23 protein-coding genes are annotated in these 19,348 nt (G+C 70.3%); 15 read left to right on the top strand and 8 right to left on the bottom strand.

Annotation, left to right across the window (positions count from 1 at the left end; translation table 11 throughout):
* Window positions 1–801 precede the first annotated feature (801 nt).
* The gene (locus ACIBTV_RS31025) at window positions 802–1,200 is read left to right on the top strand and encodes a hypothetical protein (protein ID WP_396710683.1); all 399 of its coding nucleotides are present in this window, start codon (window positions 802–804) and stop codon (window positions 1,198–1,200) included.
* Between the two features lie 258 nt (window positions 1,201–1,458).
* Here ACIBTV_RS31025 and ACIBTV_RS31020 read toward each other — a convergent pair whose 3' ends face one another.
* Entirely contained in the window at window positions 1,459–2,181 is a 723-nt protein-coding gene (locus ACIBTV_RS31020) for a class I SAM-dependent methyltransferase (RefSeq protein ID WP_396710681.1), read from the bottom strand.
* A gap of 878 nt (window positions 2,182–3,059) precedes the next feature.
* Between ACIBTV_RS31020 and ACIBTV_RS31015 the strand changes: the two genes are divergently transcribed.
* The 6 genes from ACIBTV_RS31015 to ACIBTV_RS30990 are packed head-to-tail and all read left to right on the top strand — an operon-like array spanning window position 3,060 to window position 8,464.
* Window positions 3,060–3,836: a YqcI/YcgG family protein gene (locus tag ACIBTV_RS31015; RefSeq protein WP_396710679.1), complete on the top strand. Its 777-nt coding sequence runs from the start codon at window positions 3,060–3,062 to the stop codon at window positions 3,834–3,836.
* Window positions 3,836–4,645, top strand: coding sequence for an arginase family protein (locus ACIBTV_RS31010; RefSeq protein ID WP_396710678.1), 810 nt, complete (start codon window positions 3,836–3,838; stop codon window positions 4,643–4,645). Before ACIBTV_RS31015 ends, ACIBTV_RS31010 begins: the two co-directional genes overlap by 1 nt.
* Before the next feature lie 21 nt (window positions 4,646–4,666).
* On the top strand, window positions 4,667–5,644 hold the full coding sequence (cysK, locus tag ACIBTV_RS31005; protein ID WP_396710676.1) for a cysteine synthase A: 978 nt from the start codon (window positions 4,667–4,669) through the stop codon (window positions 5,642–5,644).
* Window positions 5,645–5,656: 12 nt separating this feature from the next.
* Entirely contained in the window at window positions 5,657–6,781 is a 1,125-nt protein-coding gene (locus ACIBTV_RS31000) for a homoserine O-acetyltransferase (protein WP_396710674.1), read from the top strand.
* Between the two features lie 13 nt (window positions 6,782–6,794).
* Window positions 6,795–7,541, top strand: coding sequence for an SDR family oxidoreductase (locus ACIBTV_RS30995; protein WP_396710673.1), 747 nt, complete (start codon window positions 6,795–6,797; stop codon window positions 7,539–7,541).
* 14 nt (window positions 7,542–7,555) lie between these two features.
* Window positions 7,556–8,464, top strand: coding sequence for a RimK family alpha-L-glutamate ligase (locus tag ACIBTV_RS30990; protein WP_396710671.1), 909 nt, complete (start codon window positions 7,556–7,558; stop codon window positions 8,462–8,464).
* Here ACIBTV_RS30990 and ACIBTV_RS30985 read toward each other — a convergent pair.
* Window positions 8,451–9,884, bottom strand: a complete 1,434-nt coding sequence (locus ACIBTV_RS30985; protein WP_396710670.1) for a PLP-dependent aminotransferase family protein — start codon at window positions 9,882–9,884, stop codon at window positions 8,451–8,453. The two genes, ACIBTV_RS30990 and ACIBTV_RS30985, sit on opposite strands and share 14 nt — an antisense overlap.
* Here ACIBTV_RS30985 and ACIBTV_RS30980 point away from each other — a divergent pair.
* A complete protein-coding gene (locus tag ACIBTV_RS30980) occupies window positions 9,883–10,785 on the top strand; it encodes a DMT family transporter (protein ID WP_396710668.1) in 903 nt (300 codons plus the stop codon). The genes ACIBTV_RS30985 and ACIBTV_RS30980 overlap by 2 nt on opposite strands.
* Window positions 10,782–11,165 carry a transposase gene (locus ACIBTV_RS30975; protein ID WP_396710666.1) on the top strand — a complete coding sequence of 128 codons (384 nt, stop codon included), beginning with the start codon at window positions 10,782–10,784 and terminating at the stop codon, window positions 11,163–11,165. Before ACIBTV_RS30980 ends, ACIBTV_RS30975 begins: the two co-directional genes overlap by 4 nt.
* Window positions 11,166–11,511: 346 nt before the next feature.
* On the opposite strand, the gene ACIBTV_RS30970 is transcribed toward ACIBTV_RS30975, so the two are convergent.
* The 4 genes from ACIBTV_RS30970 to ACIBTV_RS30955 all read right to left on the bottom strand — a co-directional run bounded on the left by ACIBTV_RS30970 (window position 11,512) and on the right by ACIBTV_RS30955 (window position 13,982).
* The gene (locus ACIBTV_RS30970) at window positions 11,512–11,661 is read right to left on the bottom strand and encodes a hypothetical protein (RefSeq protein ID WP_396710665.1); all 150 of its coding nucleotides are present in this window, start codon (window positions 11,659–11,661) and stop codon (window positions 11,512–11,514) included.
* Window positions 11,658–13,079, bottom strand: coding sequence for an NAD(P)-binding domain-containing protein (locus ACIBTV_RS30965; protein ID WP_396710663.1), 1,422 nt, complete (start codon window positions 13,077–13,079; stop codon window positions 11,658–11,660). Before ACIBTV_RS30965 ends, ACIBTV_RS30970 begins: the two co-directional genes overlap by 4 nt.
* Before the next feature lie 76 nt (window positions 13,080–13,155).
* On the bottom strand, window positions 13,156–13,653 hold the full coding sequence (locus ACIBTV_RS30960; RefSeq protein WP_396710661.1) for a GNAT family N-acetyltransferase: 498 nt from the start codon (window positions 13,651–13,653) through the stop codon (window positions 13,156–13,158).
* On the bottom strand, window positions 13,653–13,982 hold the full coding sequence (locus tag ACIBTV_RS30955) for an ArsR/SmtB family transcription factor (protein ID WP_396710685.1): 330 nt from the start codon (window positions 13,980–13,982) through the stop codon (window positions 13,653–13,655). Before ACIBTV_RS30955 ends, ACIBTV_RS30960 begins: the two co-directional genes overlap by 1 nt.
* Before the next feature lie 167 nt (window positions 13,983–14,149).
* On the opposite strand from ACIBTV_RS30955, the gene ACIBTV_RS30950 reads away from it, so the two are divergent.
* Window positions 14,150–14,527 carry an ArsR/SmtB family transcription factor gene (locus ACIBTV_RS30950; RefSeq protein ID WP_396710659.1) on the top strand — a complete coding sequence of 126 codons (378 nt, stop codon included), beginning with the start codon at window positions 14,150–14,152 and terminating at the stop codon, window positions 14,525–14,527.
* Between the two features lie 106 nt (window positions 14,528–14,633).
* On the opposite strand, the gene ACIBTV_RS30945 is transcribed toward ACIBTV_RS30950, so the two are convergent.
* Window positions 14,634–15,761: a flavin-containing monooxygenase gene (locus ACIBTV_RS30945; protein ID WP_396710657.1), complete on the bottom strand. Its 1,128-nt coding sequence runs from the start codon at window positions 15,759–15,761 to the stop codon at window positions 14,634–14,636.
* A gap of 63 nt (window positions 15,762–15,824) precedes the next feature.
* Between ACIBTV_RS30945 and ACIBTV_RS30940 the strand changes: the two genes are divergently transcribed.
* The 5 genes from ACIBTV_RS30940 to ACIBTV_RS30920 all read left to right on the top strand — a co-directional run bounded on the left by ACIBTV_RS30940 (window position 15,825) and on the right by ACIBTV_RS30920 (window position 18,961).
* Window positions 15,825–16,175 (top strand): ArsR/SmtB family transcription factor, encoded by a 351-nt coding sequence (locus ACIBTV_RS30940; protein WP_396710655.1) that lies wholly within the window; start codon window positions 15,825–15,827, stop codon window positions 16,173–16,175.
* 99 nt (window positions 16,176–16,274) lie between these two features.
* The gene (locus tag ACIBTV_RS30935) at window positions 16,275–16,958 is read left to right on the top strand and encodes a helix-turn-helix domain-containing protein (protein ID WP_396710653.1); all 684 of its coding nucleotides are present in this window, start codon (window positions 16,275–16,277) and stop codon (window positions 16,956–16,958) included.
* Complete coding sequence (locus tag ACIBTV_RS30930; RefSeq protein WP_396710651.1) at window positions 16,955–17,617, top strand: arsenate reductase ArsC; 663 nt, start codon at window positions 16,955–16,957, stop codon at window positions 17,615–17,617. The genes ACIBTV_RS30935 and ACIBTV_RS30930 overlap by 4 nt, the downstream gene beginning before the upstream one ends.
* A gap of 50 nt (window positions 17,618–17,667) precedes the next feature.
* A complete protein-coding gene (locus tag ACIBTV_RS30925) occupies window positions 17,668–18,411 on the top strand; it encodes an aquaporin (RefSeq protein WP_396710649.1) in 744 nt (247 codons plus the stop codon).
* Window positions 18,412–18,553: 142 nt separating this feature from the next.
* Complete coding sequence (locus tag ACIBTV_RS30920) at window positions 18,554–18,961, top strand: arsenate reductase ArsC (protein WP_396710647.1); 408 nt, start codon at window positions 18,554–18,556, stop codon at window positions 18,959–18,961.
* A gap of 192 nt (window positions 18,962–19,153) precedes the next feature.
* Here the strand turns inward: ACIBTV_RS30920 and ACIBTV_RS30915 are convergent.
* Window positions 19,154–19,348, bottom strand: a 195-nt coding sequence (locus ACIBTV_RS30915; RefSeq protein WP_396710645.1) for a hypothetical protein, incomplete at its 5' end; no start/stop codon positions are given.

Here is a 19,348-nt window from a genome sequence, read left to right as displayed (position 1 = left end):
TCCGCGCGTACTCGACCTCGGTCAGTTCAAACCGCCCACTCACGACAGACGTGGATAGCCGAATCTGCACCCAAGATCCAGGAGACACGCCCTAGTCCGGCCCCGCCCCGCATGCCCACGAAGGGCACCAGCACGGCAGCGTGCGGGGACCCGGAAAGGGCAAGCCCGGCTGCGGCCCACCGACCGGACGCAGCGAACGCGACTCCCACCAGGGCAGACGCGGGTTGGCCGCGTTGGTCTGGACGTTCTGCGTCGCCGCGGCGGGTGCGGCTGCCGGGTGGAGCCCGGGGCCTGCGCCGGCAGGGCGCCGGCCATCAGGACCGCCACCGGAATTGACCGGTGCCTTCGGGCGGGCAGCCGCAGCGCCACCCTCCGCTGCCCTGTGTAGGGCAATGGGTCGACCTGGTGTCGACGTCGGAGCCGAGGCGCCGATGGCTGCCTTCCACCGGCGATGTCCACCGTGTCCCGCCACCCTTCGGGCGGCTGGGCCAGTATCTGGATTGTGCGCCCGGGCTGCCGGAAGCGCTCTGCCGGCCCGTGCCGACCGGATTCCCGGGGCGGGCACCCGCGTTCGCCGCTACGGCCTGCGCAGCCCTCCCACGACAACCTCAGTGGCGGCCCGTTCCGTCATCGTGGGATCGCCCGGTCTCCACATAGACCGGAGCTCTCGGTTTGAACCGGAGGGAAGGCGTATGCGTCGTGGAGCCTGGGGGCGTGGGGTTACACGCCGTCCGCCGGCACGGATGCCACCCCGGTGGCACGCGTCCGATGTCACGAAACACCTTGAACAGTGAGGTTGGAATGGGTATCAGCACGGCAGTCAAGAAGGTGGCGACGGGTGTCGCCGCGGCGGGCATGCTCACGGCGGCGACGCTCGCCGCGACGAGCGGGCCGGCCGCCGCGGCGATGGGTCAGGGGCGGGTGCAGCTCTGCTCGCAGGGCAACTACGCGTCCTACCTCTCCTACACGGGCACGGGTATCACGACCTATGTCGTGTTCCCGGGAACCTGCCTGAAGGACGACATTCCCCGCAACACGACGCAGATCGAGGTCGTGGGCATCTTCAACAGCTCCGGAACGTCGTTCAGCATGGGCAGCTTCAAGGCCAGCGCGACGGACAACCCGGGCTGGAAGGTCTACACGGGTGGCACCACGGCGAACGCGGGTGCTGGATCGTGGTGGTACGCCAACCGGGACTGATCCCTCGCGCCTGCTGAGCGGCCAGTCACCCACTGGTCGTATCAGGTGATGAAACCCGGTCGACCTCGTGCCCTGTGAAATACCGGGGCACGATGACGCACGGCAGCCCCTTTCGCCGCACAGTCAAGGTTGGCGGGGGTCCATCGTCCGTCGGCGCCGCCGAAGGCGGCGCCGACGGACACCGCGGCGGCCGACCCGGGGCCAGGGCCCGCAGCAACCGGCATCGTCGCCGAGCGGCCAGCCGGCGGTACGGCATCTTCAGTGCGGGTCTGTCGGCTTGCGCGCGAGGATGAGCCGGCATCGTGGGCTGCCGTCGCGGCGCTGTCCCAGAGCGGTCAGGGCGGGTGTCGTCACGGTGAAGCCGGCCGCTGTCAGGTCGTCGCGGACGGCGGGCAGCGGGCTGGTGCGGTAGTACATGACGAACGGGGGCCGCCACACGGCGTTGCGGACCCGCATCGCCAGGTCGAACCCGAGCGTGGCCCAGTGCGCGGTCGAGGTCAGCGGCGGCGGCGCACCGATCGGAAAGGCGAAGACCCCGCCCCGCCGCAGCGCGCGGTAGATCCCCTCGAAGAGCGCCGGCCGCTCGGTGGGCAGGAAATGCCCGAGCGCCCCGAAGCTGACCGCCAGGTCGAAGTGTTCGCTGAACGGCAGGGCCCGAGCGTCGGCCTGAACCCACGTGGCGTCCGGGTGGGCGCTGCGCGCCTGCGTGAGCATGCCAGCGCTGAAGTCCACGCCCGTGATGCCTGCGCGGCACACGGACCTGAGGACCACCAGGCCCGCGCCGGTGCCGCAGCACACGTCCAACCCCCGGTCGAACGGCCCGAGCTCGGCAAGCGCGTCGGCGGTCGCGCCGAGGTAGCTGTCCGGCGTACGAAAGGGCGTGTGGTCGAACTTCGGAGCCAGCAGGTCATAGCCGCGCTCGACCGAAGAGAACGCCTGGACGCAGAGTTCCCGCAGAGACGGACCCTGAGGCGAAAACACCAACCGAGGGTACCCGCCGCAGCCCACCGCACCTGCGCACGACGGTCAGTGTCGGCACGTCCTCGGACCCGATCAGCCGCACGCAGCGAAGACGCGGGGCCTGCCCCACCTGGCCGGGTCGGAGACGGGGTGGCGCGCCGCCCCGGACCCGCACCACGTTGTGGGCACCCCGTCGGACCGCACGCATCGATGAGGCCATCCGCCGACCTCGGCGCCGTCGGCGAACTGCTCGCCGACAGTCCTGCACCCCGGTAATTGACGAACCGGCGATTCCCACCTGACCGCGCCGACAATGTGATCACGCAACTGCCGGGCCCGATTCATCAGGCTTCCATCGCTGGCATACCGGTTGCCGCCCTGCGCCGAGATAACCCTTGTGGCCGCGATGAACGTCCGCCTCGAAGATCGGCTGCGCTGACCGGTGCCGATGTCTGAAGGAATCGGACATCGCGTACCGGCCACCAAAATAAACATGCCCGGCGGCACCCAGACGGGTTGACGGCCCGGGCCAGATGGGCCAGGATTTCTCCTGTCGAAGGCAACGACGAAACGGTCCTGTAATCGCTCGCCCTCCGGGTGTCGGTTAATCGCCCCCCGGTGGATGCGGCCCAATGAATGTGTCGCATGCGGTGCCGCGCACCCGGTCGACAACCCAGCCGACCTGGCATCGAACCGACGACGGTGTCGGCCTCAAGACCTCCACCAGTCGCCCTCACTCGAACCTTTTGCTGCACCGCCTTTGCGACGGCCGTAGATCGACTCGCCGCGGGCCGCGATTCCGCATGCGCAGAATCGGGTCCGTGGGGATGGCGTGCGCCGGGACCATTTACGGGGAAGGACCGTCCGGATTGGACATGTCTCACGGGGAAGAAATACTTTTGACGCAGGAGCAGGTGGCCGAGCAGGCCCGAGGTTGGCATCGCGCCGCATTTGACGATATCAGTTCCCGGCTCCACGACCCCGCATTCCCCTGCATTTTTTCGAGGAACGCATTCAGGAAACGGGTCGTCAATTTCATCTTCGTCGACAGTGCCGACCAAAAGGGCATCAGACGCCTTGCCGAAGGGCTCAAGCGCTACGTCGATCTCGCCACCTGCTGGGACGGTCGCCTCGACACCGCGAGCCCCCTGGTGGTGGCGTTCGCGGCCGATGCGGTGCGGGCCCGCACCGTCGAGGACTACCACGCCTTCGGCTGGCGAATCCTCACCGACCTCCACGACCTCGACCCCGCCCCCTGGCCCGACGAGGTGCCGGCGGATCCCGACTCACCCGGGTGGTCGATGTGCTTCAACGGCATGGCCCTCTTCTGCAACATGAGCAGCCCGGCATACCGGAAGCGGCGCAGCCGCAATCTCGGCGGCCACTTCGTCATTGTCATCAATCCGCGTGCGCGGTTCGACGTCTTCGCCGGTGACACGCCCAGCGGCCGCAAGGTACGCGCCAACATCCGCGGCCGCATCGACCGCTACGACGGCGCTCCCCACTCGCCGCACCTGAGTTCCTACGGCAGCGGTGCACTCGAGTGGCTTCAGTACAGCCTCGCCGAGGACGCCGACGAGCGGGCTGACCGGTGCCCGTTCGCGTTGGGCCAGCACGACACCGCCTCGGTCTCCGGCGGCCACAACCATGACCCAGCCAGAAAGGATGCATCTTGATGATCGACCTCATCGTCTCCCAGGGACGGGTAGCGGACCGGGCGGCGCGGATGATCGAGGGCGCTGCTCGTACCGGGCGGGCCCTGGCGGAGCGCTACGGGCTCTCCGCGCAGTACATCGGAACGCCGGCCCCGGCGGTGAACGACGACTGGACTCAGAGCCTGCCCCAGGCCCGCCAGACGCTGAATGCGATGGCGGAAGCGGTCACCACGAGCCTCGACCGCGGGAACCTCCCGGTGCTGCTGAACAACACGTGCTCCGTCAGCCTCGCCACGCTGCCCGTCGTCGCCCGACGGTTTCCGGACGCCGTCGTGCTCTACATCGACGCGCACGGCGACTTCAACACCCCGGACACGACGGGGACCGGCTACCTCGGCGGCATGGTGTTGTCCGGCGCCTGTGGCCTGTGGGACAGCGGCCACGGCGCCGGGCTGAAGCCCGAGCAGGCGATCCTGGTCGGCACCCGCGACGTCGACCCGGACGAGCGGAAGCTCATCGACACCGCTGGGGTACGTGTCCTCCCTCCCGACCAGACGACGGCGGAGAACGTCCTGGCCGCCGTCGGTGAGGCACCGGTATGGGTCCACATCGACTGGGACGTCATGGACCCGGGCGCGGTCCCGGCGGACTACACGGTGGCCGACGGCCTGCTGCCCGCGCAGATCCGGGCGATCTTCGACGCCATCCCGAGGCAACGGCTGATCGGCGTGGAGCTGGCCGAGTTCAACGCCCCGGCGGACGAGAAGCAGATCGAGCAGGCCCTCGCCGTGATCCTTGACATGGTCTCCCCCGCGTTCGCCGCGGCCTGACGTCGAAGGACGGTTCGCGCAATGCCCCTCTATGACAGCATCCTCGACACGATCGGCCGCACCCCGATCGTCCGGCTCCACCGGATGGCCCCGGCGCACACCACGGTGTATGTGAAGGTCGAGTCGTTCAACCCCGGAGGTTCGGTCAAAGACCGCCTCGCCCTGGGCGTGATCCTCAACGCCGAGGCCAAGGGCCTGCTCAAGCCCGGCGACACGATCGTGGAATGCACCTCGGGTAACGTCGGCATCGCCTTCGCGATGGTGGCCGCCGCCCGCGGCTACCGGTTCGTGGCGGTCATGGGCGACACCTACTCCAGGGAGCGGCGCAAGCTCATCCGCGCGTACGGCGGGAAGGTGATCCTCTTCCCCGGCGCACTCGGCAGCAGCGGCGGCAACCAGATCGCCGACGAACTGGCCGAGAAACACGGCTGGTTCCGGGCCCGGCAGTTCGACAACCCGGCCAATCCGGCATACCACCGGGAGACCACCGCTGCCGAGATCCTCGGCGACTTCGCGGGCAAACGCCTGGACTACTTCGTCACCGGCTTCGGCACCACCGGCACGCTGACCGGCGTCGGCCAGATGCTGAAGCTGGCGCGCCCCGACGTACGCGTCGTCGTCCTGGAGCCCGAGAACGCCGCCGTCCTGGCCGGCAAGGAATGGAACGTGCACCAGATCCAGGGTCTGGCCCCCAACTTCGTGCCCAGCGTCCTCGACCAGACCGTCATCGACGAACTCGTGACGATGGACGAGGTCGTGGCGCGCGACACCGCACGCCGCCTCGCCGCCGAGGAGGGCATCTTCGTCGGCATATCGGCCGGCGCGACCCTGGCCACGGCGCTGCGGACCGCGCAGACGGCGCCGGAGGGTTCGGTGCTGCTCGCGATGCTTCCCGACACCGGTGAGCGCTACCTGTCCACCTTCCTGTTCGACGGCATGAACGAGGAGTCGGATGACGAGTGGCTCGCCGCCCAGGACGCCGGCTCCGGCACCGCCTGATCGGGACCGCGGATGAGGGAGTTCATTCCGCCGGCCACGCGCTTCATCACACTGCCCGACGGCTTCACCATGAAGCGCGGCGGCGTGCTCGACGGAGCGCGGGTCGCGTACGAGGCCGTGGGGCGCGTGAACGAGGCGCGCGACAACGTCGTGCTGGTCCTCACCGGCATGTCCCCCGACGCGCACGTCACCGCGCACGATGAGGACCCCACTCCCGGCTGGTGGGAGCACATGGTGGGGCCGGGTCGGCCGATCGACACGGACAGGTGGTACGTGATCTGCGTGAACGCCCTGGGCAGCTGCAAGGGTTCCACCGGACCGGCCTCCGTCGACCCCGCCACCGGTGAGCCGTACGGGATGACGTTTCCGCAGCTGTCCATCGAGGACATCGCCGACGCGGCCGCGGTTCTGGTGCGGGCTCTGGAGGTCGACACTCTCGCCTGCGTCGTGGGGGCGTCCATGGGCGGGATGAGCGCGCTCTCGCTCCTGGTTCGCCATCCCGGCCTGGCGCGCAACCTCATCAACATCTCCGGGGCGGTGCACGCACTGCCCTACGCGATCGCCGTCCGCTCACTGCAGCGCGAGGCGATTCGCTCCGACCCCCGGTGGTCGCACGGGCGCTACCGCGATGACGCCCTGCACTACCCGCGGTCCGGGATGCGCCTCGCACGCAAGCTCGGCATGATGACCTACCGCTCGGCCCGGGAGTGGGATCAACGCTTCGGCCGTGCCCGGCTCACCGGGAGACGCCGGACGGAGAACCGCCCCTTCGACCCCGAATTCCGGGTCGAGGGCTATCTCCAGGCACACGCGGACCGCTTCGCACACCGCTTCGATCCCAACAGTTACCTCTACCTCAGCAGGTGCATCGACCTGTTCGACCTCGGCGAATCATGCGGTGGCACCCCGGACGCGGCGCTGGCGCGGCTGAGCCTGGAGGCCGCACTGGTGATCGGGGTGGAGACCGACACGCTGTTCCCGCTGCACCAACAACGCCAGATCGCGGACGGCCTCCGCACGGGCGGCACGGAGGTCCAGTTCAGGGCGCTGGAGTCCGACGAGGGGCATGACGCTTTCCTGGTGGACGTCGCCCGCATCGGCCCACCGATCGCCAAGTTCCTGTCACTGATCTGGTAGTGAGGAGTAAGCCTTGTCCCCGATTCCCTCGAAGATAGCGCTCGTCACCGGGGCCAACCGCGGCATCGGTCACGAGATCGCCCGGCAGCTGGCCGAGAACGGCGTCCACACCCTGGTCGCCGGCCGCCGCCGGGAGGCGGTGACGGAAGCCACGGCGAGCCTGCGAAGCTTGGGCCTCGACGTCGCGCCGCTCGTGCTGGACGTCACCGCGCCGGACACCATCGCCGCGGCCGCCGACCTGGTCGGCGAGACGTACGGCCGGCTGGACATCCTGGTCAACAACGCGGGCATCCGCGTCGAGGAGTACGGCAAGCGGCCCTCCGAGCAGCCCATGGAGCAGTGGCGCCAGACCTTCGACACCAACCTGTTCGGGGTCGTCGAGGTCACGATGGCTTTCCTGCCGCTCATCCGTCGATCCACGGCGGGCCGCATCGTCAACGTCTCCAGTCTGTTGGGGTCGCTGTCCAAGCAGAGCGACCCGACCTCATACGTGTACAGCGACGCCTTCAAGTCGCTGCCCGCCTACAGCGCCTCGAAGAGCGCGGTGAACTCCTGGACGGTGCACCTGGCCTACGAGCTGCGCGACACGCCGATCAAGGTCAACTCGGTGCATCCGGGCTACACCAAGACGGACCTGAACGACGGCGCGGGCGACCTGGAGGTCGCCGTCGGCGCGAAGACGAGCGTCGAGATGGCCCTGATCGGCGCCGACGGGCCGAGCGGCAGCTATCTGCACCTCGGCGAATCACTCCCATGGTGAAGGGGTTTCCGACAATGAGCAGACTCGCTCTGGTCACCGATGAGGTCAGCCTTCCGATCGACTACGACATGGCTCTGCTGCTTGACGCCTGCCGGGCCGCCGGGCTCGTCGCGGAGGTGTGTGACTGGGAGGATCCGGCCGTCGACTGGTCGGGGTTCGACGCGGTGCTGCTGCGATCCCCGTGGTCATACGTGGACCGCCTGCCCGCCTTCCTCGCCTGGTGTGAGCGCGTCGCGGCGGTGACGGATCTCCACAACCCGCTGCCGGTGGTGCGGTGGAGCCTCAACAAGCTGTACATGGCCGATCTCGCCGCCCGCGGCGTGCCGGTGGTACCGAGCACGTTCGTCCGGCCGGGTGGTGACCCGTCGGCGGCGGTACGGCAGTTCCTCGACGGTCATTCCGAGGCCGCGGAGTTCGTCGTCAAGCCCACGGTGGGTGCCTACTCGAAGGATGTCCAGCGTTTCTCCCGCTCCCGCGCGGCCGACGCGGCCGCCCACGTCGCACGGCTGCACTCCGAGGGCCTGGTCGCGCTGCTCCAGCCGTACCTCGAATCGGTCGACCGTGACGGTGAGACGGACCTGATCTATTTCGGCGGGGTCTACAGCCATGCCATCCGCAAGAGCCCGATGCTCATGCCGGACGGCACGGTCAACGTCCCCACGTTCGACAGCCGCACGCCCCGGACGGCCGAGGACGATGAACGCGCCGTGGCCTCGGCGGCGCTGGCTGCGGCCGGCGCGCAGCTCGGGCTGGACCGTCCGCTGGTCTACGCCCGGGTCGATGTGATCCGCGGCTCCGACGGCGCGCCCATCGTGTTGGAGCTTGAGCTGTGCGAGCCGTCGCTGAACCTGCCGTTCACCGACCACGGGCCGACGCGCTTCGCGGAGGCCATCGCCGAGCGGCTGGGCGTCAGTGCTCGATGAGCAGCGGTGCGAGCCGGCGGATGGCGTCGTCGACGCCGGAGGCCGACGGTGCCGCGACGTAGCTGAGCCGGACATGTCGGAGGCTGTTGCCGGTGGCGGAGAAGTTCGTGCCGGGTGTGATGGCGACGCCCGTGGCGAGAGCGGCGGGGACCAGTTGATGCTCGTCGAGGTGCGCCGGCAGCGACACCCACAGGTGGTAACCGCCGCGGGGGCGACGGGCGAGCGAGTGGTCGCCGAAGGCCGCCAGGACGGCTTCGGTGGCCACCTCGCGACGGTGCGCCAGGGCGACGCTGAGCGCTGTGAGGGCCCGCCTCCAGCCGGGGGCGGTCACCACCTCCAGCGCGGTCAGCTGCAGCGGGGCGGGCACGAACAGCTGGTCGATGACGTGCGCGGACCGAAGTCGGGCCAGGACGGGGCCGCGGGCCGCGATCGCGGCGACCCGCAGGTTCGGCGAGGTCACCTTGGTCAGCGATCGGATGTGGACGATCGTGCCGTCCGGGTCGTCGGCGACCATCGGCGGCGGCGCGGCGGAGGCGTCGGCATGCGCCATGTGCCGGGCGAAGTCGTCCTCGATGACGAAGGCGCCGTGGCGGCGGGCGATGGCCCGGATCTCCTCCTGCCGGGCCACCGAGACGCTCGCCCCGGTGGGGTTCTGGAACAGCGGCTGGACGATGATGACGCGCGCCCGGGTGCGCGCGAGGGCCCGGTCGAGATGATCCGAACGCAGACCGTCGGCGTCCATGGGGACCGGCACCGGCCGCAGGCCCGCCGCACGGGCGGCCGCAATGGCGCCCGGATAGGTCGGCGACTCCAGCAGGACCGGATCTCCCGGCTGGGCGAGCGCGCGCAGCGCGATGGCCAGCGCACTCTGCCCCGCCGCGCACACCAGGATGTCATGACGTCCGAGGCCGCCACCGATGTCGGCGGCGAACCAGTCGCGCAGCTCGGGCAGCCCGCCGGCGGGCGGGCGGTCCCACGCCTGGGTGCGTCTGGCCGCGCGCGACATCGCGGTGGCCAGGGCGCCCAGCGGCTGTAGCCCGGGATGGAGGTAGCCACCGTTGAGGTCGACGATGTCCGGCCCGGACGTCGACAGTGTCTGCAGCAGCGCAGGCGCCTGGAAGTCGCGCAGGGCGCCGAGCGCTCCTTCCGTCCCCGCCGGGTCGAGGGCCGCCTCCTGCCAGGACGTGTCCCCGGTGGGTGCTACCGGGCGGGCCGCCGTGCGGTACGTCCCGGCGCCGGGGCGGGCTGCGATGAGTCCACGCTGGGCGAGCAGCGCCAGCGCCGCGGAGACGGTGGTGCCGCTCGCGGCGAAGCGCCGCACCAGCTCACGGTGGGTCGCGATGCGAGCGCCTTCCGGCAGTAGCGCTATCTCCTGGGCGATGGACTCCGCCAGGAGGCGGGAACTGCTACTGTTTGACATGAGTACGGAGAATAGCGCTATCACCCTGGTCCGGATATCACCACTCGCGAGCGGGACGGTGTTCGCCGCGCTCGGCGTGCTGAGCTTCTCGTTCAGCTTCCCGGCGACACACTGGGCGCTCGACGGGTTCGGGCCGTGGAGCGCCACCGGAGTTCGCGGTGTCCTCGCCGCGGTCATCGCGCTCACCGCTCTCCTCGCCACCCGCGCGCCGTTGCCGGCCACCAGCGACTGGCCAGCCCTCGCCGTGGTGGCAGCCGGCTGCGTGATCGGCTTTCCGCTGCTCACCACGTTCGCTCTGCAGACCTCGACCACGGCCCACTCCGCCGTTGTCATCGGGGCGCTGCCCATGGCCACCGCGACGATCTCCGCGCTGCGCACCGGGCGCCGCCCGTCGAAGCTGTTCTGGGCGGCGGCGTCGATCGGCGCTGCCACCGTCATCGCGTTCACCATCTCGCAGAACCACGGCCGGCCCACGATCGCCGACCTCTACCTGTTCGGCGCGTTGCTGGTCTGCGCCGCCGGCTACGCCGAAGGCGGGCGGCTCTCCGCGCACATGCCCGGCTGGCAGGTCATCGCGTGGGGCGTCGTCCTCGCGGCACCGGTCAGCCTCGCCGTGTGCGCGGTCGCGCTTCCGCAGGAACCGGTGCGCCTGACGGCCGAGGCCATCGGCGGCATGGCGTACATCGCGGCCATCTCTCAGTTCGGCGGGTTCGTGGTCTGGTATCGCGGCATGGGCCTCATCGGGGTAGCGCGCGCGAGCCAGCTCCAACTCGCCCAGCCGCTGCTGACCCTGGTGTGGGCGGTCCTGCTGCTGGGCGAGCACCTCAGTGCCATGGTGCCGCTGACCGCGGCCGTCGTCCTCTGTTGCATCGTCGTCACTCAACGGGCCAGGACAGCATGAATTCGCTCAGGCAGACCAGACCGGATCTCGTCCACCATCTCGTACCGGATGCCCTGTGGGAGCTGTTCCGCCAGATCGTGCCGGTCACGGTCGTACGCCGGCCGCAGGGTGGCGGCCGGCGCCGCGCGGACGACCGACAGGTGCTGGCGGCGATCGTGTACGTCGCCCGCACCGACCGCGCGTGGCGGCAGATCCCCGAGAGCTTCGGAGTGTCCTGGCCGACCGTCTACCGGCGGTTCGCGCAATGGCGTCAGGCCCAGGTCTGGACCCGCCTGCTGCAGTTGGTCGCGGAGCGCCACCACGACAACGACGAGCTCAATTGGTCCCGGCCGGTGATCGGAGCGGTGTACTCGCGAGCGGCACGGGACGACGGACGTTGATGCCGCTCGGCCCCGCAGACGTTCTCCACGTGACTACGCCGCTCCCGGAGCGGCGTTGCGGACCCCGCGTCGCCAGGTCGAATCCGAGCGTGGCCCCGTGCGCGTCGAGGTCAGCGGCGGCGGCGCACCGATGGGCGCCGGGCCACCGCTCGCCGGTCCAGGAGATAGGGTTCCCGCTCGGCCGTCGATGCCCCTGCCAGGTGGCGTGGATCTGGGGCCAGGCGACGACCAGAGCGGTGGCGGTGATCGAGCCATCGTCCGACGGGGAGGGCCATGAGGGCTCCGGCGAGGACGCTGGCGATGAGCGCTCCGGTGACGGCGGTGGTGGAGGCGCCGAGGCTGGCGGTTATCGGAGCCAGGAGAACGCGTAGGCGCAGTAGAGGGTGCCGTAGCCAACGGTCGAGGTGATGGCGAGGGCAGCGACGACGCGCGTGCCGTGATGGTGGTGCCCGCCGACCGTGGGGTCGGCGGGCACCGTGTTCACGTTGCTGGTCATCGGCTGGCGCAGCAGCCGCCGGCCTGCCCGTCGGTGGGGGCGGTGGTGGTGCTGACGAGGTTCAGCGGCGCGGACAGCAGGCCGCCGGAGATGCCGGTGGCGAGGCCGCGGCCGGAGGCTTCGGCGGCGGGCGCGGGGCCGCAGCAGCTGTCGCTGCCGGTGGAGTCGGCGGGGTTGCTGTTGCAGACCCCGGTTTCGGGCAGGTCGAGCTCGACGTCGCGGGCGGCGGCCCAGTCCCCGGCGAGGGCGGCGACAACGGAGCGAGCCTGCTCGTAGCCGGTGGCCATGAGGAACGTCGACGCGCGGCCGTAGCTCTTCATGCCGACGGCGTAGTAGCCGACCTCGGGGTGTGCGAGCTCGTCGACGCCGTGCGGCGGCACGGTGCCACAGGAGTGCTCGTTCGGGTCGATCAGTGGGGCGAGCGCCCGGGTGGCGCCCATGACCGGGTCGAGGTCCAGGCGCAGCTCGGCCGTGATCGCATGGTCGGGGCGGAAGCCGGTAGCGGCGACGATCCGGTCCACCACGACCGATTCCTCGTCGCCGTCGGCGTGCCGGACGACCACGGCGACCCGGTCGTCGGCCGGGGTGAGCGCGTGCACGGAGAAGCCGGTGAGCAGTCGGATGCGACCGGCTTCGACGTGTTCGCGTAGGCGGGAGCCGAGCGCGCCGCGGGCGGGCAGCGCGTCGGCGTCTCCGCCGCCGTAGGTACGGGCCGGACTGGCTGAGCGGATCGCCCAGGTCACCTCGGTGCCCGACTCCGTGGCGGCCAGCTCGGCCAACGAGAGCAGGGTGTTGGCGGCGGAGTGGCCGGCGCCGACGACGAGGGTGTGCCGGCCGGCGAAGCGGTCCCGGTCCACACCGAGCACGTCCGGCAGGGCGTGCTCCAGGTATGCGCCGGCCGTCTCTTCGCCACTGGCCGGCAGGCCGGAGGCGCCGAGGACGTTGGGGGTGCCCCAGGTGCCGGATGCGTCGATGACGGCCCGGGCGAGCAGTTCGTCGCCGTCGGCGAGTCGGATCAGGAACGGGGCCTGCTCTCGGCCTGCGGTGCGCAGCCGGTCGAGGCCGAGGCGGCTGATCGCCTCCACGCGGGCGCCGTAGCGCAGGTGGGGCTTGAGCTGTGGCAGTTCCGCGAGGGGCTGGAGGTAAGCGGCGACCAGGTCCCCGCCGGTCGGTAGCGCGTCCTCGGCCGGGGCGACCCAGCCGGCGTCGTCGAGCAGCCGGCGCGCGGCCGGGTCGATGTTGTACCGCCACGGGGAGAACACCCGCACGTGCCCCCACTGCCGCACCGCCGCGCCGGCGCTGTCACCGGCCTCCAGGACTAGGAAGGGTAGGCCCCGCTCGTGCAGGTGGGCGCTGGCGGCCAACCCCACCGGGCCCGCGCCGATCACCACGACGGGCAACTGGTCCAGGACGCTCATCGAAAACTCCTCTGCGTTGATAACTGTCGAATCAGAAGGGCGCGGTCGTGCTGAGGCAAGCGGCGCCAGAGTTGCCTCAGGTGATGATCGGGCTGCGGCGCTCGAGTAGGACGACGTCGCGCCACCGGCCGTGGTGCCGACCAACCCGCTCACGGATGCCGATCACACGGAAACCGGCCCGCTCATGCAGGGTGAGGCTGGCGGCGTTCTCCGGGAAGACGCCGGACTGGATGGTCCAGATGCCGGCGGACTGGGTGGAGGCGATCAGTGTGTCCAGCAGCAACCGCGCCACGCCGCGCCCCTGGGCGGCCGGGTCGACGTAGACGGAGTGCTCCACCACCCCGGCGTAGACCGCCCGGCTCGACGTCGGCGAGACCGCCACCCACCCCACCACGGCGCCGTCCGCATCGACGGCCACGAGTCGGTGGTCAGGCAGCTTGGCCTCATCGAATTCCGCCCAGGTGGGGGCGGTGGTCTCGAAGCTGGCGTTTCCGCCGTCGAGGCCAGCCTGGTAGATCGCGAGGACACGGCCCGCGTCGTCCGCGTCCATCGGACGGATGGTGATGCCGGCCATCAGCAGACTCCGATCAGGGTGGGGGCCGGACGGCCCATGACGACGTCGGCGGCGGAGGGGAAGCAGCTGACGCAGGCGTCGTTGACGCGGTAGAGGCGGGCGGTGCCGACGGGTTCGACGAGCACGAACCGCACCTCGGTCAGGATCTTCAGATGTTGGGAGATGGTGGACTGGGCCAGCCCGACGGCGGCAACGATCTCCCCCACGCTCATCGGCCTGGCCTGCCGGGCGAGGTACTCGACAATCTGCACCCGGGTCGGGTCGGCGAGGGCCCGGAACCAGGACGCGTACGTCCGCGCGGTCGTCCGGTCGAGCAGATCGGCCACCATCATCTCCTTCTATCGTTTATCGCCGATTGACGATGGAAGTCTAGCGGGCGGCGTGATGGACCGTTGGGCCTTGCCGGACATGCCGGCCCCCCTCCCGCAAGCAGCTGTCTCGACGCTCGTCTAATCAGAGACTTGCACGCTGCTTAGAGAGCTGTCAACCTAGAGGAATGTCGAATCAAGCCGCGCCGCTCACCGTGATCGACCTGAACGCCGAGACCCCCTGCTGCCCACCGCTGGCGAAGAGCCGGGTGCCGGCGGAGACAGCTACCGTCCTCGCGCCGGCGTTCAAGGCTCTCGGTGACCCCGTGCGGCTCCAGCTGATGTCGATGATCGCCTCGGCCGACGGCGGCGAGGCGTGCGTCTGCGATCTCACCCCGGCCTTCGACCTCACCGGCCCGACGATCTCGCATCACCTCAAGACGTTGCGCGAGGCGGGCCTGGTGGATTCCGAACGTCGCGGCACGTGGGTCTACTACCGGGCTCGGCCAGGCATCCTGCGCCAGTTGGCGGCATTGTTGAACGTCGAGTCGGCGGCAACAGCCTGACCACTTACCGGGACATCCTCTCCCGAGGGTCACCGAGCCTGCGGCGGAACAGAATCGGGGTCCACGGCACCCATCCCACCACCGGAGGCGGCAGCTTCCCGCTCGGTCATTCGCCCGTACCCGCCGCCGAGCGCCGCGTGACCCTCCCCACCCCTCCTGGTCCCCGCCGCCCGAACCCCTGCACCTGTGCGGCGAGGGTGGCCACGACGTGCGCGGCGTCGCGGCCGACACCACGCAGGGTGTTCGACGAGAACGTGCGCTGAAACTCCAGCCCGAGGTAGACAAGCCCAGGATGCGTGGTGGAGATCCCGCCGACCTGTCGCGGAACACCGCGGTCCAGGGTTTCCAGCGGGGCCAGGTAGGCGACGTCGGGCCGGTAACCGGTGGCGAAGATGACGGCGTCGACCGGTTCGGACGTGCCGTCGCTCCAGAGCACGCCCTCGGACGTGAAGGCGGTGAACATCTCCCGGCGTTCCACCAGGCCCGAGGCGAGGGCGTCGCGGTAGACGCCGGTATCGAGCACGGCGGCGTGCCGGATCAGGCGGGTGAGCACCGCGGCGGGCAGCCGGTCGGTGCCGGTGACACGCAGCCAGTAGTGCAAGTCCCGGCCGCGGATGCGCTGCGGCATGAACTGGACGGGCGCCCGGGTGGCCAGGGTGACCCGGGCACGGGCCGCGAGTTCGTAGGCGACCTGCACGGCCGAGTTGCCCGCGCCGACAACGACGACTCGCTTGCCCGTGTAGGGGTCGGGCCGCCGGTACCGGGCGACGTGCCGCAGATCGCCCGCATAGTCGGCCTGCCCAGGAAGGCGGGGCCGGTACGGGTTGCCGAAGGAACCGCTAGCCGCCACGATCCCGGCGGCTGACATCTCCTCGCCGGTGGCGGTACGGACGAGGTAACCGCCGCCAGACCTCACCTCGACCGCGGTGACGCGTACACCGGTGCGGATCTCGGCGTCCAGGCCGTCCGCGTAGCGGCGCAGGTAGGCGACGACCTCGTCGCGGGCCGGATACCGGTCCGGCTCTCCCCCGCCAAAGAGCAGGCCGGGCAGCGAACTGTATCGGGCCGGGGAGAACAGGGTGAGGTTGTCGTAGTAATCGGGCCAGGATCCGACCGGCTCGACGCCGGCAGTCAGAACCAGGGGGCGAAGGCCGGCGTGCTGGGCGGCACGGGCGGCGGCGAGGCCGGATTGACCGCCGCCCACGATGATCACGGGTTCGGTTGGGGTGGTCACGCCACGATCATATCGTCATTTTGTTGAATGACAATATGATGAAGGTAGGGGAAGGTGGGCAGCATGAATCAGGCAGCGTCCGGACGGTCGACGGCGGCATCCTCGACCACCGGCGTTACGGATGCGCCCGCCGGCCTGGCACCGCAGACGCAGGATTTCCTCAAGGCCCTGGGGAGCCCGACGCGTCAGCGGATCATGCTGCTGTTCGCCCAGGGCTCCGAGCTGTCCGTTGGCGAGGTGGCCGAACGCGTCGGAATCAGCCAGGCCACAGCCTCACAGCAACTGATGCTGCTGCGGCGCGGACGGGTGGTGACCTCACGGCGCGACGGCAAGACGGTTTACTACCGCGCCGACCGGCAGGGCGCCCTCGCGGCACTGGCGGAGCTGCAGTCCTACCTCGCGACCTGCTGCTGAGGCGGGCAAGACCGACCGAGAGTCGTTGACACGCTTCCGCCGGCACGTCTCCCCGGCACCGCTTGACATCTGTCGGATTACTCAGCGATAGTTGAGTCAATGGACGTTGAATCTTCACTGGCTGAGCGGGCGCGCGTCCACGCCGCACTGGGCGACCCGGCCCGCTTGGCGATCGTGGACGCGCTCACCCTGGGCGACGCCTCGCCCGGAGAGATCGCACACAACCTCGACATGCCGACCAATTTGGTCGCCCACCACGTCAAGGTGCTCGCCGAGGCCGGCCTCGTCGTACGCAGCCGGTCGGAGGGCGACCGGCGACGCACCTACCTGCGGCTTCGGCCGGAAGCGTTGTCCGCGCTCACTCCTCCGTCGCTGGCGGAGGTGGGCCGGGTGGTCTTCGTCTGCACGCACAACTCGGCACGGTCGCAGCTGGCTGCGGCGTTGTGGAGGCGACGCACCAACGGCGACTCCGCGTCGGCGGGCACGAAGCCGGCCGCACGGGTCCACCCCCGCGCGCTCGCCGTCGCGCACCGCCATGATCTCCACCTCGATGCGGCCGCCACCGCGCACGTCGACGACGTGGTCCGCGCCGGCGATCTGGTCATCGCCGTCTGCGACAACGCCCACGAGGAACTCACCGGACCGGTACGGCCGCGGCTGCACTGGTCCGTGCCGGACCCGGTCCGGGTCGGTTCCGACGCGGCGTTCGAAGCCGCCTACGCCGATCTCGCCGACCGGGTCGACCGCCTGGCGCCCACGACCAGCTTGAGAGGCACCCGATGACCGACGTCAGTCCCGAGGTTCACCAGGAGATCGCCCTCGACCAGCAACTCGCGCTGCACACCGCCGCGATCCGACTCGCCGAAGAGTTCCGTGGCGTCTACGGCACCGAGACGATCGAGCGGTTCCTGCACTCGAGCCACGACCAGTTCGCCACCGCCGCCAGCATCTCCAACTACCTTCCGCTGCTGGCGGAGCGCTTCGCCCGACAGCGTCTGCAGGCTCTCGCCCGGGTCGAGGGTCACCACCGCGACGGCCGTCCCGTCGTGCTGTTCCTCTGCACCCACAACGCCGGTCGCTCCCAGATGGCCCTGGGCTTCTTCACCGACCTCGCCGGCGAGAAGGCCGTGGCCTGGTCCGGCGGCAGCGAACCCGGCGTCGAGGTCAACCCCGCCGCCATCATGGCAATGGCCGAACGGGGCATCGACATCTCGCAGGAGTTCCCCAAGCCGTGGACCGACGAGGTCGTCCGCGCCGCGGATGTGGTGATCACGATGGGCTGCGGCGATGCCTGCCCGGTCTTCCCCGGCATGCGGTACGAGAACTGGGACCTGGACGACCCGGCCGGCCTCGACCTGTCCGGCGTCCGGTCGATACGCGACGAGATCGAGCGTCGCGTCCGTCGTCTCCTCGAGGAACTGCGCTTCCCCACCAGTCGATAACCGTCGCTGCCCCACGGCAGGACAGCACCATCATGGGAGAGACCAGATTGATGAGCATCCCCCTCCAGCGGCGACTGCTGGCCGAGTTCACCGGCACCGCACTGCTGGTCACCGCCGTGGTCGGCTCCGGCATCATGGCCACGACCCTCTCCCCCGGCGACGTCGGTCTCCAACTGCTGGAGAATTCGATCGCCACCGCGTTCGCCCTCGCCGCACTGATCCTGATCTTCGGCCCGCTCTCCGGTGCCCACTTCAACCCGGTCGTCTCCACAGCCGACTGGTTCCTCGGCCGCCGCGCCGGCACCGGGCTGAGCGTCCGCGACCTCGCCGGCTACGTGACGGCCCAGATCCTCGGCGCGATCGCCGGATCGGTGCTGGCGAACCTCATGTTCGATCTGGCCGCCGTCGACTTCGCCGGCAAGGATCGGTCCGCGGGTCACCTCTGGCTCGGCGAAGTCGTCGCCACCACCGGCCTCATCCTGCTGGTCTTCGCCCTCGCCCGCTCCGGCCGCGCCGCCGTCGCGCCCGCCGCCGTCGGCGCCTACATCGGCGCGGCCTACTGGTTCACCTCATCCACCTCGTTCGCCAACCCGGCAGTCACTATCGGGCGGACCTTCACCGACACCTTCGCCGGCATCGCACCTACCTCCGTGCCGGGCTTCGTGCTCGCCCAGGTGGCGGGCCTCGCGATCGGCGTCGGCCTGCTGGCCGCCCTCTACCCCGACGCCGGCCGTGCGGCTGACCAGGTCGTCATCCCCGCCAGCGAGGACGCGGCCACGGGATATCGCCCATGACACCTCGACCGTACGTCCACCGCGCCGACCATCGTGACGACCCGAGCAACCGGCCGTACGACCGGGCCGACACGGGTCGTCGGCCGCAACAACACACCCCACCACCGTCCTCACCCTCCACCGCGTACCCGAAAGGCACCTCATGAGCGAGAAGCCCAGCGTCCTGTTCGTCTGCGTCCACAACGCCGGCCGATCCCAGATGGCCGCCGGCTGGCTGCGCCACCTCGCCGGTGACGCCGTCGAGGTTCGCTCCGCCGGCTCCGCTCCCGCCGACGCCGTCAACCCTGCCGCCGTCGAGGCCATGCGGGAGGTCGGCATCGACATCACGGACCAGACGCCCAAGCTCCTCGAGTACGAGACGGCGGAGTCGTCGGACGTCATCGTCACCATGGGCTGCGGCGACGCCTGCCCCGTCTTCCCCGGCAAGCGCTACGAGGACTGGAAGCTCGAAGACCCCGCCGGCAAGGACGTCGAGGCCGTGCGGCCGATCCGCGACGAGATTCGCGCCCGGGTCGAGAAGCTCCTCGCCGAGCTGCCCACCGCCGCCTGACCCACCCGCCGCACGCCCGCCGGTCACCTCCGGCGGGCGTTCCCTCCGAGCGGGAGCCTCCCGTCCCCGACCTCCATCGCCTGATCATCATCGGCCCCGGTCCCGCCGAAAGCACCGCCGCCTGCGCCAACCTCCCCCCTGGTCGACGGGGCGTCCTGTCCGGTGGTGCGCTGACCCACCAAGCCCAGGCGGTCATCCCGCCACAGGTTCAGCGTGTCGCCCCGCAGCGAGCGGCATCTCGCCGCCCAGCAGTGAAGCTCTGTCGGTCCCGCCGGTCGAATGTCCGGCAGGACTGACCCGAAAATCGATCAGTGAGTGGGCAGGCGGCAGCACCCGGCGCAGCGTAGCGGAGCCGGGTTGATGGTTGTTGATGTCAGGCGGCTTGCT

The sequence above is a fragment of the Micromonospora sp. NPDC049366 genome (genome assembly GCF_044466625.1).
Lineage (GTDB): Bacteria > Actinomycetota > Actinomycetes > Mycobacteriales > Micromonosporaceae > Micromonospora.
Note: the sequence above shows the minus strand (reverse complement) of the source record. Positions and strands in the feature narration are given on the sequence as shown.